The following is a 14,802-nucleotide window of genomic DNA, read 5'->3' on the forward strand; positions in this document are numbered from 1 at the left end:
TATTGGCATGCACACTAATTATATAGAAGGTTTAGGTTGGTAAATAGTTTGGCAAACGGTGGTAAGTTTCTTGTCATTCGGTGGTAAATAATATGGCAGAGGTGGTAAATTCAAGTGGCAGTAATCAATTAGCCTAAAAGTTTCATCAATTCCAATCTGATTTTCTCCAATCCCAGCTTAAGTTCTCATCAATTCTAATATGAATTTCCACAATCACAATTAAACTTTCACCAATTCTAATCAAGCTTGCATTAATTTCTTCCAGACATCTCACTAAAACGTGCTGGTGGGCAGGCACAAAATTTCCAATTACATACTATCAAATTTGATGAAAATGCCTATTAAGCGCGTAATAATTGGGCTTTTTTGATGAATCTTTAATCTTGACAATCGACACTACTATGCGATACTATATACCGGTAATGAGTAGTACTAAATACTGGTATCACCAAATACTAGTAATACAGAGTACCGAAAATATTGTGAAATACAAATGAGGGAGTAAATTTGGAAAATATCACGGAAATGCTGAAAGGGGTTCTTGAAGGTTGTGTGCTTGAGATCATCGGCCGTGGCGAAACTTACGGCTATGAAATCACACAGCAGCTGAGGGAACTTGGCTTCACTGATGTAGTTGAAGGGACCGTTTATACGATTACAATAAGGCTAGAGAAAAACAATCTGGTGGAAATTGAGAAAAAGCCATCCACTATGGGACCGCCAAGAAAATTTTACAGACTAAACGCAGCGGGTAAAGAGCAACTTGAAGTTTTTTGGAAGAAGTGGGAATTTGTTTCAAGCAAAATTAACGAGCTCAAAACTAAATAAAATCAAAAGGAGGAGAAGTAATATGAGTATTTTTGATAAAATTATAGGAAGTCTGGATGACAAAAGGGAATGGAAAGCGATGGAGGCGCGTGTGATTGCACTTCCAAATGAGTACAGGAATGCTTACAACGCTATCAAAAAATATATGTGGATCTCTGGTGGTCTCTCCGACTGGAAGGACATCAGCCGTATCTTTGGCGGCATTCTTGACCTTTTCGAGGAAGGTGCAGCAAAAGGCAAGAAAGTTATTGACCTCACGGGTGAGGACGTAGCCGCTTTCTGCGACGAACTAGTGAAGGACTCGATAACTTGGAGGGACAAATATCGCTCGAAATTAAACGATACGATAGGTCGCGGCTAACGGCGAAATCCTGGTGGATTTTGGCCTAGCGCTGACAAGTAAATTTAATAGATAATTCCTACTGAATAGCTGGTAGCAAATAGGAATGCACCTTCACTATTCAGTTATATTTTCAACTTAGTAATAAGTACTGATTACCAGCAAGGCTAAGGAGTGAGAAATATTCAATTAAGCTCTGCTTGGCGCTCTACTTGATTAATATTCCGCTTAGTCTGAAGGCGGGCATCCTGCTCGCTTATCAGACTAAGCCTTCTAATTTCTGAATTACTCAAGCGACCTTGCTGTGCAGTTAATAAGGAGGAAAATGATGCTAACTGACAAACCGAAGAGATTTAAATAAAGTGTTTTGTTAATCAAAGAAAGATTTTTTAAGATCACGAATCATTTAACGAATTTCAGAAAGCGGAACCTTAGTTTTTTCTTAGTTTGCTAGTCTGATCTCCGTTTAGAAGATAATTATAACCATATTCATTGGAATAGGTGTGGTAGAATAAAACAAACAGCATTATGGAAAAAATAACAATTGACTTGGTATGTTTTATGTCTTTCCAGAACTCGAAAATCGTCATTTTAAAAGATTTGAAAGGATATCACAATGAAAATTAATCAATTAATAGCAAACAATATCAACAAATTATATGCTGAGCTTCCTGAAAATCAGTCGCTCGGAATTGCAGGTCTGTCTGGATCTGGTAAAACCACTTTTTGTCAAACAATTGGGGAAGAATCCAAGAAGCGGCTCGTTTCTTTATTGCCAAAGGCTGAATATCAGTATTTATTTTCAAATATTATGGAAACCAATTTCAGTGCAATCAAGATGGAAGAGATGCCTTTAGTACTTTTTCTTGGAAGATCATCCATTTCTTCCAATCCACGTTCAACTATTGGTACGCATACTGGCGTTTTTACAGAGATTCGTACAACACTCGCTGAAAAATACAATCTTTCTCCAGAAGTGTTTTCATTTAATAATGAATTAGGCTGGTGCCCAAAGTGTAAAGGCCGAGGTAGTAATAGTAATGTTGAATGTCCTAAGTGTAATGGAAGGCGTTATAACGAAGAAGTTGAACAATATACAATTGATTTACTTGGCAAGCTGCATAATATATCAGATATAAACAACTTAAGTATCGAAACGATTCTTTCACTTTCAGAAGAATTAAATATAAGCGAAGAAAAACAGCATATACTTAAAAACAATATCAATATGAATATCGGTTACTTAACATTAAATAGAATTATGGGTACATTGTCTGGGGGAGAACTAACCCGACTTTATCTAGCGGAATTCATGGCTGTAAGTGAAAATACTGTCATTATTATTGATGAGATATCAGTGGGTATTGATCACACAACCTTACATAAAATTTTGGAACAAGTAAAACAATTAGGCTATAAGAATCAAATTTGGCTTATTGATCATTCTGATACAGTGCTTGATACAACAGATACCCATGTATACTTTGGACCTGGGAGTGGTAAATATGGCGGAAAAATCGTAGATGAATCCCCGCGTCCAAAACCAGTATACTCAGAACATAATGAGGAAAAACCAACAGAATACTATCATTTTTATGATTTATATTGCCGTAACATTCAAATGGCCGAATTTAACATACCAAAAAATAGGCTTGTAACAATTACGGGAGAGTCTGGAAGTGGTAAATCAACACTTGTCAATGAATGTATAGCAAAAGATTTTCATAAGCGATACAAAAAAGATAAACTCGTTATGGTTGGACAGGATAGAAACCAATCCATTACGAGTCGGTCAACCGTTGCGACTTTTCTTGATATTAAAAAGAAAATCACAAAATATAGTGAGGAAATTGAAGATATTTTCGATCGTTCAATTGAAGATATTATTGATGAATTGCCAAATGAAGACATTGCTCATAAACGCTTGAGCCTCTTGATCAAACTTGGATTAGGGTATTTGACATTAAATAGAAAGACGCAAACCTTATCGACTGGTGAATTTCAATGTGTGCATTTAGTCTCGGAACTATTTGCAAATTCTAGAAATCCTCATACATTATTTATTTTTGACGAACCTTCAAAGGGTTTATCACAAAATATTTTAAATCAATTCATTGATAGTATTAGAGGTATTCTAAAAGATGAATCGGTTTCAATTTTGATGATTGAACATAATGCTTATATGATGGAGAGCTCCGATTTTATCATTGATTTTGGTGAAAGAAAGAATGAACCTGTCACGCAGCTTGATGTTGTCAGTCAATATGATTATTATGAGACTAAAAATAGTGAAGATATCGCACCGCCACCGCCTATAACGTCCACACTCAAATCACTAAATGGCATTACGTATTTAAAGGAAAATCATATCGACTATTTTAAAAACGCAGAAAATATCTATAAAGGCGGTATTTTAAAAAGCTTATCATCAATGGCCCGTTTAATTTATGGTGAATACGATTCTAAAAAAATTGCCCCTGTCATTGCCATTGATCTTGAAAGACATTTGTATAGTCAATATAGTTTTCTCTATGAGTTAGGTGGATTGATCAACCATATTGTGGCTGCACATCCTACTAATAAAGATACAAGAAGCTTCGATTTTTATAATCAAGAAAATCATTGTCCTTATTGTTCTGGTCGCCGGGTTATTGAAAAATTTGATATTGATGTTGTCATTCAAGACAAAACCGTGCCATTCTGGGATGGGCTGTTGCATCCAGATGTGATGGAGGTTTTAAAATACTATCAATATCCAAAATTGCAATTCCTGTTTGATGAGATTAAGAATGAGCTCGGTCAAGATATTAGTAAAAGCTATAATGAGTTGTCAGAAGCAGAAAGACATACATTTTTATACGGATTTTGGGAAACATCATTCTATGATAAAGAGGGTAAGACAAGAAGGACATGGCAAGGCTTTAATAACATAATTAAGATGTATATGTCCATTTCAAAATCGAGTATTAAAGAAAAGATAAAAGAATCAAAAGAGATGATCACATGTCCGATTTGTGAGGGATCAGTGCTTAACCACCATAAAAAGCTAATATTTGGTGATATGGATATTCGAGGGATTATACATCAGCCACTTGATCAAGTGATGAAAACAGTAGGGATGTTACCAGAACTTGTAAAACTGGAATCTATTGTCGGCGGCGATATGGTCTTAACGGAAGATGTCTCCCTGTTACCTAGGGAAACTCAAGTTGCACTGAAGATGTTTGAATTAGAACAAGCAAGTTTTACGGGATATGAAATGGTATTACAAAATGTCTTGCCATTCTGGGATAAAATTAAAAGCAATATTGAATCCATTAGCGTAAATAATCAAGTTACCATCTGTGATTTTCCAAATATCAATGAAACAAGAGAAGCGATTATAGATAAATATTTCACAAATGGGAAATACAAAAAACTAACATATGTTTACGAAGCATTTGGTTACAAAAAATTGGTTACGCAAATCAATAAAATTAGAAAGAGCCTTCCATGTCCGTTCTGTAAAGGAAAGAAAGTTATTACCGAAGATAATTTACATGATGGAGTTTTTAAATTAACGATACCTTGTGTAAGTTGTAATGAAACAGGCATCAATGATGAAGGCCTTAAGGAAATTGTTGAAGGCGTAAAAGTAAAAACATGGTTAACTGGAACAGCAAGTAATGTTGTTGATGAAAGCTTATATACAGATGCTGTGGCTGATATTCCTATATTCAATCGTATTCGAGAGTTGAATAAACAGGATATGATGGCGGTTTATCAATGTCTTGAGCAGAATAATTAAATATATTTGCCAGTTTATTGAAGGTTGGTATACATTGGAAGAAACAGTAAACTAAAGGAGATGTGTTTAATGAGCGATTGGCTTCCAAGCTTAAAGACGGAAACACCCCAACAAGGATTTGAACTAGCTCTTTTACTAGCTCGAAAAGGAGTCGCATATACTCAGCCTTCAGCAGATGTAAGAAAAAAATTAAGACCAGAATATGAGGAAAATGCGGACAGCCTGACGCTCGCCTCTCAGGTGGTAGCAATTCATTTTCAAACAGTGGCCGCAGCAAATGACTACTGGAAATAAAGAATATACATTTATATTGTAAGTGGTGAAGATCAAAAGCTTAGGCACTATTTATTTTTCAGTTAAAAATCCCTTGGGAATTTGGAAACCCTAATCATTAGGGTTTCCAAATCTTTTTTCAACTAACATCACGGGTGAAGATGAAAATACACTTATTCTGCAAATTCCCAGGCTGGATTCCAAACTACTTCCCACAGATGTCCGTCTGGGTCTTGGAAGTATCCAGAATATCCTCCCCAGAAGGTATCTTGTGCTGGAACTGCAATAATGGCACCAGCCATCCTTGCCTGCTCTATTACCTTATCAACTTCTTCTTTACTTCCAACATTATGGCCAATCGTAAATTCTGTTGGACTTTTTGGTGTCAGGTTTATGCTTGTATCATGTGCTATATCCTTACGATTCCAGATTGCGAGTTTTAAGCCTGACTGTAAATCAAAAAATGCAACAGCACCATGCTCAAATTCCTGTCCTACTATACCTTGTGTTGGCAGCCCAAGTCCATCCTTGTAGAATTTCAAAGACCTTTCCAAATCATCTACACCTAATGTTAAAACAGAAATTCTTGGTTTCATCTAATGCCTCCTGACAAGTTTATCCCATATATTTTATTATACTGGGACTATCAAATCGAGTGAAATGATTAAAAGTTAGCTAAATAGGAACTGCTAATAAAATTTTGAGCTAAAAGAAGGGATGATTCTATTCGAATCATCCCTTTTGCTAGTTTGCCTTTAGAATTGTTTCTTCCGTTTCATCCTCTACTGAATCAAACGACCTAATCCACCTAAATCGATTAACCTTCACAATCGCAACAAAACACTTCAAGATTTGATCTGATTTTAGGCAAATAAACGTAATCAATGGTGACAGTTCAAATACAAATGCACAAAGGGCTGAAGCAGGGAGGACGATCATCCACATGAAAATGGTATCATTGATCAATACAAATTTCGTATCTCCACCGCTTCGAACTATTCCAGTTAATGCAGGCATTTGGTATGCGGTTCCACATACTGTAATCGCTAGAACGGTCATGAATTGCAGAGAAAGTGCTTTCGCTTCATCAGATATAGTATAAAAGCCTAAGACAAAGTCTTTTGTAAAAAATAGAAGAACTCCAGTACATAATCCAATAAAGAGATACAATATTTGCAAAGTTTTTGCGTACGATTTAATTTTATTTACGTTGCCCTCGCCAATTGTTTTTCCAATAAGTACGGTCGTGGCACTAGCTGAAGCAAAAACTGCAACGGCCACAATTCCGAAAACGGTTGTCGCAATACTGTTTGCTGCAATCGCCGCAGCTCCCATATGTCCGAGAATAGCAGTCTGGACAGCCATAGCAAGACCCCAAATAAAGTTGGACATAATTATTGGAGAGCCGAGATTAATATATTGCTTAAATAGGGCGACCTCAAATTTGAAGAAATCATGCAGTTTTAAATAAATCTTTTGGTCAAAACGCTTCACGAAAATAATGATAATAACAAATTCAATGATTCTAGATGTTAAAGTAGCAATCGCAGCACCTTCCACCCCAAGACTTGGAAAGCCAAAATGTCCGTAGATCAGGATGTAATTCAAGCATACATTAATGATTAGCGTTGAAGAGGATAAAATAAATCCAATTTTTACAGTTTCTACACTTCGTAATATTGCAATGAGCATGCTAGTAATCGAAAAGAATAGATAAGAAAAGCAGATGATCTGCAAGTATTTTTTTCCTTCCGCTATGACGTTTGCATCTTTTGTAAACAATGAGAGAACGGCTTCAGGGAAGAAAAAAATAACAGCCCACATGATCAATCCAACCGAAATAGCAAGACTCATCCCAATGCTGGATATCTTCTTTATCGAAATGATGTTTTTAGCTCCCCAGTATCTCGAAGCCATTATGACAACACCTTCACCGACGCCCATGACGAGCATTTGCAGAACGAATTGAATCTGGTTGGCAAGAGCAACTCCAGATAGTGCGTATTCGCTATATCCTCCAATCATAAGATTGTCTGATAGGTTGATTCCGAACGTAATAATGTTTTGTAAACCAATAATGACTGTTAAGGTAAAGAATGTTTTGTAAAATGACTTTTCACGGACAAATAAGCTCATCAGATGGCAACCTTCTTCGTAATAAAATTATGTAAATTTGAGTCTCTGATTATTCTCAAAGCCAAAGGTTAGTAAATTCATACAATATTGAAATTTTAACAGATTCCTTCTAGAATACAATACTTATGGGTGGAAAAATAACCTTAACTGTCATAATAAGTAATTTATTTCGAATAAACAGGAATTTCTTGTAATACATAGAATTAATTTTAGTTGGTCATGAGGAAAAGTATCACGATTGGGGTTTTATTTACTCAGTCTTAATATGGGGAATATTCTTATAACCAATAGCAAAAAGGAGAGCAAATCACTTATAACTTTTAATTGTTTTCTCCATAATTGAGGAGAGAACTAATTAAAGTTATTCATGTTACGTAGCAAGATATTATACTTGGAGGCCATTATGTACGATCCAACTGTGTTTGATAATTTAAAAGTAGCTTTTGAAAATTATGTCTACGATCTTGATAATATCGATGGTATTATAACCATTCTAAACCGCGTCGATCGAATGGATTTTTCTGTTCTTGATAGGGAATTTTCTATTCAATTTTCCTTGGTTGACCAACCTGAAGTTACTGCAGAAATTGTTTTAAATGCTTGCTTACAGGATTTGGCAAGTGAGATATTGGAATGGGCAGGGGCGAATCCGGGGTGTTTCATTACATTGCGATATTATAAACGTATCAGTAATGTAGCGATTCAATGTAAAAACGTTAAGCAAGTAATAAAATCAATTTGGGAACATGACATCGAGTTAACCCAAACATTGAGTTTTGTATATGAAGAAGAATTAGGTTACTTGAATACAATAGAGGCTAGATTTAGACATAAAATTAACGAAGAAAATATGAATGAAATAGGGGAGTTTCTTGATCACGTGTTAAAAACGTTGGAGGAATTATCTGGGATTTGAAGTTTATCCAAGACGGAATGCTATATGAAATATGCATCTGATCCTCAAAATGGGCACTAATCGAACACCCGGAAAGAATAAACCCCCCCTAATTTTCAGGCTTTTATTAAATATAAATAATAAAAGTCTAAATAATAGGGGGATTTTGATGTACCAACAACTATATTGATAGTGTTGATTAATGTGAAAAATACTAATGAATTTTATAGTGTAATTGGGAAAAATATACTATTCAAGGTGAAGTAAATGAAAAATGCCTTACAACTTTCAACGAAATCTGAGGTATGACTTTTACTATTGTTATACTAATTATATATTTAGCCATAAATAAACACCCCAGAGGTTAGATTCTTCCTCTAACTTTTGGGGTGCAGTGCACGAAGTGTGGTTTTCTGTTCTCTAATGTCCCTTTTAAAAACTATCGATTTTAATCCATTCACCATTTACTAAATGATAAGTCCCTGCTCCTCCTAATTCATATGCATCTCTAAAAGCATTGTTTCTAGAACTTATTAAATCTTTCCCTATGGTTACACCTTCACCTATTGTGATACTTGTAAGTGGGTTATTTGAAAATGCACTATCTTCAATTGTTTTTACACCCTTCGGAATGGTGATACTCTGTAATTTATTACTTCCATAAGCATATGAACCAATACTTACAAGTTTGGTAGGTAACTTAATATTAGTTAGTTTATTCCCATAGAATGCTCTAGGATCTATTCTTTCAACGTTTGAAGAAATAATTACATTCGATAATTCATTCTTGTAAAATGCAGAATAACCAATGCTCTTTACAGAATCCGGGATCACAATATGTGTTAAATAGTTTTGGTAAAATACATAATCTTCTATTCTCGTTACTTCCTTTGGAATATTAACTGATACAAGCTCATTATTTTCAAATGCACCATCGTCGATTGTATTAACTGTTTCTGGAATTTCAACGCTAGTTAATCGATTATTGTTAAAGCTATTCTTACCAATTTTTTGGAGTCCAACAGCTAATTTTAAACTCCTAATATCATTACTTACAAATGCGCTATCGCCAATACTTTTAATATTATTGGGAATTTCTAAGTTTTGAATTGCATTATTAGCGAATACACCGTACTTAATCTCCGTTAAACCATTACCAATCTTAAGATTACTAATCTGATTCCTACTAAATGCACTACTACCAATTGATTTCACATGATTAGGAATCTCTAAAGACTTAATATTATTGTTATAAAACACGCTGTCCTCGATTACAGAAATTTGAACAGGAAATTCAAATTTTTCTATTGAATTATGGGCAAATGCATATTGCTCTATGCTTGTAATATTGGATGGCAGAGTTAACTCCGTTAAAAGATTATTTCGGAATGCAAACTCAGGGATTGCAGTTAAGCCTTTCCCTATCTGTAATTTATTTAACTGGTTATTTTCAAATGCGTAGGACCCTAAATACTCGACGTTATCTGGTAATTTTATTTCTGTAAGCCTATTTGACTTGAAAGCATTTCTGCCGATTAATTGCACAGTATCTGGTATTGTAACACTTTCAAGATTTTTATCATTAAATACATTGCCTGAAATAGCTGTTACTTTTCCGATGCCCTTTGACACCAAGTTACTATCAAATAGGATTCCATTGTAAGAACCATCCGCTAATTGATCTTTTTGAAAAACTATTGTTGGAATATCTATTTTAGAATTTGTACCAATATATCCGTTAATCCTTAAAAAGTCCGATATTACCAGGGTTTTTGATGCTGTTTTTAAAGAACCATCTGTCGTTTTGGCCATTACTTTCACGGTCCCTGCACTTTTAGCATACAAATACCCGTCTCTTCGATCGATAGAAGCTTTACCTGTAATGTTTTCAACAGACCATTCGATTTCTTTGTTGGTAGCATTACTAGGGGAAATGCCCGCAACCATTTGTATGACTTCATCCTTTTCAATAATATCATCAGGAGTTGGTGATTGAATTTTCAAACTTGTAATATGTTTTATGACAGTTACACTTCTAGATGCATAGCCTTCATTTCCAAAGTTATCATATACACGATATTGAAGGAAATATACTCCTGTTTTGTTACTATCAACCTTACCTTCTACAAGAATTTTGGACGTTAAATTTCCGGCTTGCTTATCATATGCTGTAACACCCGCTAAAACATTAAACTTGGTTCCTAATTCGATTGTAATATTCCTAACACCAGAAATTACGGGAGCTTCCGTATCTGGTTTTACCGTAATTTTTCGTTTGACCGTTGCTTTATTCTTCGCCTGATCTTCAACTGTATAGGTTAAAGTATAAGTTCCTGGTATGTATGTGTTTACTGTATTGATTATTTTTACTTTTCTCGTCAGGTCGCCACTTACATTATCTTTTGCTGTTACCCCTGCTCTTGCATTGAACGTCTGCCCAGCGTAAATCGTTTTATTGGCTACACCTGAAAATACAGGCTTAACCGTATCTTTCTTTACTGTAATTGTGCGAACAACAGTCGCTTTATTTTTTGCTTTGTCCGAAACTGTATAAGTAAGTTTGTATTTACCTACCTTTTTCATATTGACAGATCCAGTAACTTTAATGTTCTTTGTGATATTGCCATTAACGTTATCTTTAGCAGTTACACCAGATTTAGGGTTGAAAGAAGTGCCGATATAAACGGTTTTATTACTAGTACCGGAAATTGTAGGTTTAACCGTATCTTTCTTTACTGTAATCGTGCGAACTACAGTCGCTTTATTTCTCGCTTTGTCCGAAACCGTATAAGTAAGTTTGTATTTACCTGCCTTTTTCATATTGACAGATCCAGTGACTTTAATGTTCTTTGTGATATTGCCATCAACGTTATCTTTAGCAGTTACACCAGATTTAGGGTTGAAAGAAGTGCCGATATAAACGGTTTTATTACTAGTACCGGAAATTGTAGGTTTAACCGTATCTTTCTTTACTGTAATCGTGCGAACAACAGTCGCTTTATTTTTCGCTTTGTCCGAAACCGTATAAGTGAGTTTATATTTACCTGCCTTTTTCATGTTGACAGAGCCAGTGACTTTGATGCTCTTTGTGATATTGCCATCAACGTTATCTTTAGCGGTCACTCCAGATAAAGGGTTGAAAGAAGTGCCTATATAAACGGTTTTATTAGTAGCATTAGAAATAGTCGGTTTGATAGTGTCTGAATCTGCAGCTGTTATACTAGGTACAGAAAAACAACAAATCAATAAGAAACAAACAGCATTTAAATAGTTTTTTAGTTTCACTAAAATAATTCCTCCTAATTGAGTTAATTTCATCTTTCCAATTCCTTTTGAAACAGATTCAAAAAAAATCGAGTTCCTCCCCAATTTTAATATTATGTTAGTAATACAACAAACCAAAAAAAAGAATAAAAGGAATAGATGCCTTATGATTATTGTAAAATAAATAAGCCTATTTTACACATTGAATTATATTTAATAATCGACAGATAGATCTTGTTTTCGTACTCCATCCCGATTCAAACGAAACGTATTTGAACAAGAAACAAGGTAAGAGTGGGTAAGACAATTAAAAGACAACATTCCTAATTAACAATTTCAATAAACAAGCGTTTTCGTTGAAGAACATTGGTAGGGAGTATTCAAGTTTATTCCATAATAATATTACTCTGTATAACGGAAAAATGACATAGCGGTAAACTACAAAAAGTAATCGCCTCCATACAACAACTAAAGATAAGAAAGGCACTTATTAATCCTGTAAACTTCACCAGCACTCCATGTGTTGCCACATACAGTCCGCACATTTCGTCTGCGGAAAAAAATACACTCTACCGCCATCAAAATTTTTGAAGAAGACTGCACTAAAATTGCACAGATTTTCTAGAAATAATGGAAATAACAGAATCAATTTGCATAAAAATCGTTTTAGGGAATTGAAAGGGTTGTCCAATTAGGTTTCAGTCCTGATTTGGTTCGAATCAAAACTGAAAATCAGTTTTCTCATGGTTTCAGTCTTGATGGGACTCGAATCAAGACATAAAATTAGTTTTCCCGTGGTTTCGAATACGGGGCAAGGATAACCCAAATGCGCAGAGGCCCAAGAATCTTCACGTTACGCCAGCAGAAAGCAAACATCTGAATCGGTAATCAACAGTACAGGTTAGCAGAGCCAAATAAAATAAAAAAAGAAGGACTGCCTAGTAAATACTAATTGGTCAGCCCCTTTCCATATTTCTTTTTTCAGTTTTACTTTTTCTCCATCACTGCAAAATAATTATCTTCACGATCAGCAAAATTGAATACTCTTCCAGATGGCATATTTACAATTTCTCCTACGGTAATCCCTTTATCTGAAAGATTCTGATATAATTTATCAAGATCTTCAGTGAAAAACATTAAAGAAGGGGTGCCCAGGTTTAATTCTGGCTGCATTTTGGCTATTAAATCTTTGTTATGCAGGATAATACTTGTTTGTGCTTCCTTCGAAGGTGCTACCTCAATCCACTTCATGCCTTGACCATTATCTGCCTCGGAAATGATAACAAATCCTACTTGTTCTGTCCAAAATTTTACTGACTCATCTTGATTATGTACATATAACATGATTTGCCCGACTTGATTAATCATTTAAATTCCTCCTAATTATGGATGAAAGATAACCATAATTATACCATTATATTTGTCGCTGAAAAACATTAGATAAACGAGTTGTGCGAAAATTCTAACGGAAAATAATACAATAGACTTGCAATAGAAAAGGTTTCTCTCGGGTGGTCGGCACATGTTCCTCCAAGAAGGAGGGATGTGATGTCGCATCAGTAGATGAAGCGATAACAATCATGATTTCTTTCGGTTTGTTGATTGTGGCCGTGCCGTCATTTAAAAATAAAGACTAAAACCGCCCTTGAGTAGCAGCTCGGCGGTTTTAGACGTTGAAATATATCTTGCCAAAAAGGGACCTGCTATTGCATCGCCATTTCGGTGTTACAGCATCGAAGCATTTTTTACCATTTGTTATTCTTACAATTATTATATCCTAACTTTCTACTTGCGAAAACATTCAAATTATTTTTTAATAGCTAAATCGACTATACTATCTCTTTTTGCGTAAAAAGATTTCAAAAATGCTTGTTCATAAGAATAGCCGGAATGAATCAAAACTCGTTCATTATTTTGTGCAGCAGCAAGTTGTAATCCAACAGGAAGTCCATTTTCTGCTAAACCGCATGGAATCGATAATGCAGGGTGTCCCGTTACATTAAATATAGCCGGAAGGCGAATCATTGTATGATATACACTATCTTGATTACCATTAATCTCCAACATTTCTTCACCAATTTTTTGAGGAGTGATTGGCGTGGTAGGAGTAGCGATTATATCTACCTTTTCAAATAGCTGCTCAATTCCTAAATTTAGTTGAACTTTTCTCTTTAAGGCTTTTATATAGTCAATTGCTGGAATCGCATGGCTATTTTCAAGAGATGCTTTTACGTCTAAACCGAACGAATCCATCGCTGATAAAATAGTTTCTTCATGAACAAATCCTGCTTCTGATAATCCAATTGCAAAAGACATAGCAAGATCATCTAAAGAATATGGGATATCGATTTCAATTAGAATTGCTCCGAGACTCTCTAAATCTTTCAAGACCTTCTCAAAGAGTGCAAAGGTATTTCCATCTATTCCTTCATTAAAATAGTTTTTTGGTACTCCAATTCTTAATCCGCGAATATCTTCTGTAAGGCAGGCTGTATAATTTGTTCCTGTCATTGCTTCCATCATGATGGCCAAATCATCCATATTTTTCGTTAAAGGACCAATATGATCAAGCGTCCAAGAAATATGTTTTACACCTGTAGCATCAACTAAATCGTGTGTGGGTTTTAATCCGATGACCCCACAAGATGCTGCGGGAATACGAATGGAGCCGGCAGTATCTGTTCCAATCGACGCAACACTTAGCGAAGCGGCAACAGCTGCACCTGATCCTCCACTAGATCCTCCTGGTGTATATTCTTTATTCCAGGGATTTTTCACCGGTCCGTAGAACGGATTATTCGATGTAATCCCAAATGCAAATTCATGCATATTTACTTTCCCGAGATTAATAGCTCCTTCTCTTTGAAGGGTGCGAACTACACCTGCATCTTCATTCGGGATGAAGTTTTCATCCACCTTTGAACCGCTCGTAGTTCGAATACCTTTCGTATTAAGATTATCTTTATAAGAGAGGGGAATTCCTTCTAAAATTCCAGTTTGGCCCGCCAAATATTTTTTCTCGGCAATTTTAGCTTGCTGAAGTGCTATGTCTTCTGTCACTGTTATGTATGCATTTAAATCTTGTAAATGATGAATTCTATCTAAATACATCTTAGTAATTTCAACAGGGGAAAATTGTTTTTTCTGATAGCCTTCTTTCAGCGAACGAATCGACAAATTATGCATACCATCGAACCTCCACAAAATATTATACTATCACCATATCATATAAACAGATTTAGTAGTTGCTTTTGAATCTGGTCTTGAACTACTCGTCAC

At 35.2% G+C, this 14,802-nt stretch carries 11 protein-coding genes; 6 read left to right on the forward strand and 5 right to left on the reverse strand.

What is annotated here, in order from left to right; genetic code table 11:
• The first annotated feature begins 507 nt into the window (after positions 1-507).
• The 4 genes from NQ185_RS14215 to NQ185_RS14230 all read left to right on the forward strand — a co-directional run bounded on the left by NQ185_RS14215 (position 508) and on the right by NQ185_RS14230 (position 5,249).
• Positions 508-828 carry a PadR family transcriptional regulator gene (locus tag NQ185_RS14215; RefSeq protein WP_257582603.1) on the forward strand — a complete coding sequence of 107 codons (321 nt, stop codon included), beginning with the start codon at positions 508-510 and terminating at the stop codon, positions 826-828.
• A 22-nt stretch (positions 829-850) separates the two neighbouring features.
• Entirely contained in the window at positions 851-1,189 is a 339-nt protein-coding gene (locus NQ185_RS14220; RefSeq protein WP_257582605.1) for a DUF1048 domain-containing protein, read from the forward strand.
• A gap of 595 nt (positions 1,190-1,784) precedes the next feature.
• Entirely contained in the window at positions 1,785-4,955 is a 3,171-nt protein-coding gene (locus NQ185_RS14225) for an ATP-binding cassette domain-containing protein (protein WP_257582606.1), read from the forward strand.
• A 69-nt stretch (positions 4,956-5,024) separates the two neighbouring features.
• Positions 5,025-5,249 carry a hexameric tyrosine-coordinated heme protein gene (locus NQ185_RS14230; protein WP_257582607.1) on the forward strand — a complete coding sequence of 75 codons (225 nt, stop codon included), beginning with the start codon at positions 5,025-5,027 and terminating at the stop codon, positions 5,247-5,249.
• A 152-nt stretch (positions 5,250-5,401) separates the two neighbouring features.
• On the opposite strand, the gene NQ185_RS14235 is transcribed toward NQ185_RS14230, so the two are convergent.
• Complete coding sequence (locus NQ185_RS14235; protein ID WP_257582608.1) at positions 5,402-5,824, reverse strand: VOC family protein; 423 nt, start codon at positions 5,822-5,824, stop codon at positions 5,402-5,404.
• 148 nt (positions 5,825-5,972) lie between these two features.
• The gene (locus NQ185_RS14240; protein ID WP_257582609.1) at positions 5,973-7,364 is read right to left on the reverse strand and encodes an MATE family efflux transporter; all 1,392 of its coding nucleotides are present in this window, start codon (positions 7,362-7,364) and stop codon (positions 5,973-5,975) included.
• A 403-nt stretch (positions 7,365-7,767) separates the two neighbouring features.
• Here NQ185_RS14240 and NQ185_RS14245 point away from each other — a divergent pair, with 403 nt between their 5' ends.
• Positions 7,768-8,280 (forward strand): hypothetical protein, encoded by a 513-nt coding sequence (locus tag NQ185_RS14245; protein ID WP_257582610.1) that lies wholly within the window; start codon positions 7,768-7,770, stop codon positions 8,278-8,280.
• Between the two features lie 411 nt (positions 8,281-8,691).
• On the opposite strand, the gene NQ185_RS14250 is transcribed toward NQ185_RS14245, so the two are convergent.
• Both NQ185_RS14250 and NQ185_RS14255 read right to left on the reverse strand, forming a co-directional pair.
• On the reverse strand, positions 8,692-11,577 hold the full coding sequence (locus NQ185_RS14250; protein WP_257582612.1) for a leucine-rich repeat protein: 2,886 nt from the start codon (positions 11,575-11,577) through the stop codon (positions 8,692-8,694).
• 933 nt (positions 11,578-12,510) lie between these two features.
• Entirely contained in the window at positions 12,511-12,891 is a 381-nt protein-coding gene (locus NQ185_RS14255; RefSeq protein WP_257582613.1) for a VOC family protein, read from the reverse strand.
• Positions 12,892-13,034: 143 nt separating this feature from the next.
• Between NQ185_RS14255 and NQ185_RS20365 the strand changes: the two genes are divergently transcribed.
• Entirely contained in the window at positions 13,035-13,160 is a 126-nt protein-coding gene (locus NQ185_RS20365; RefSeq protein ID WP_373370811.1) for a putative holin-like toxin, read from the forward strand.
• Positions 13,161-13,329: 169 nt separating this feature from the next.
• Here NQ185_RS20365 and NQ185_RS14260 read toward each other — a convergent pair whose 3' ends face one another.
• On the reverse strand, positions 13,330-14,709 hold the full coding sequence (locus tag NQ185_RS14260; RefSeq protein WP_257582614.1) for an amidase: 1,380 nt from the start codon (positions 14,707-14,709) through the stop codon (positions 13,330-13,332).
• Positions 14,710-14,802: the final 93 nt, after the last annotated feature.

Source organism: Lederbergia panacisoli (assembly GCF_024626525.1).
GTDB classification, from domain to species: Bacteria; Bacillota; Bacilli; order Bacillales; family Bacillaceae_C; genus Lederbergia; species Lederbergia panacisoli.

What these genes read in the sequence shown, in the direction of transcription:
- NQ185_RS14235 (WP_257582608.1), bottom strand. Translation starts at nt 5,824, where the DNA reads ATGAAACCAAGAATTTCTGTTTTAACATTAGGTGTAGATGATTTGGAA.
- NQ185_RS14245 (WP_257582610.1), top strand. Translation starts at nt 7,768, where the DNA reads ATGTACGATCCAACTGTGTTTGATAATTTAAAAGTAGCTTTTGAAAAT.
- NQ185_RS14230 (WP_257582607.1), top strand. Translation starts at nt 5,025, where the DNA reads ATGAGCGATTGGCTTCCAAGCTTAAAGACGGAAACACCCCAACAAGGA.
- NQ185_RS14250 (WP_257582612.1), bottom strand. Translation starts at nt 11,577, where the DNA reads ATGAAATTAACTCAATTAGGAGGAATTATTTTAGTGAAACTAAAAAAC.
- NQ185_RS14260 (WP_257582614.1), bottom strand. Translation starts at nt 14,709, where the DNA reads ATGCATAATTTGTCGATTCGTTCGCTGAAAGAAGGCTATCAGAAAAAA.
- NQ185_RS14240 (WP_257582609.1), bottom strand. Translation starts at nt 7,364, where the DNA reads ATGAGCTTATTTGTCCGTGAAAAGTCATTTTACAAAACATTCTTTACC.
- NQ185_RS14220 (WP_257582605.1), top strand. Translation starts at nt 851, where the DNA reads ATGAGTATTTTTGATAAAATTATAGGAAGTCTGGATGACAAAAGGGAA.
- NQ185_RS14225 (WP_257582606.1), top strand. Translation starts at nt 1,785, where the DNA reads ATGAAAATTAATCAATTAATAGCAAACAATATCAACAAATTATATGCT.
- NQ185_RS14255 (WP_257582613.1), bottom strand. Translation starts at nt 12,891, where the DNA reads ATGATTAATCAAGTCGGGCAAATCATGTTATATGTACATAATCAAGAT.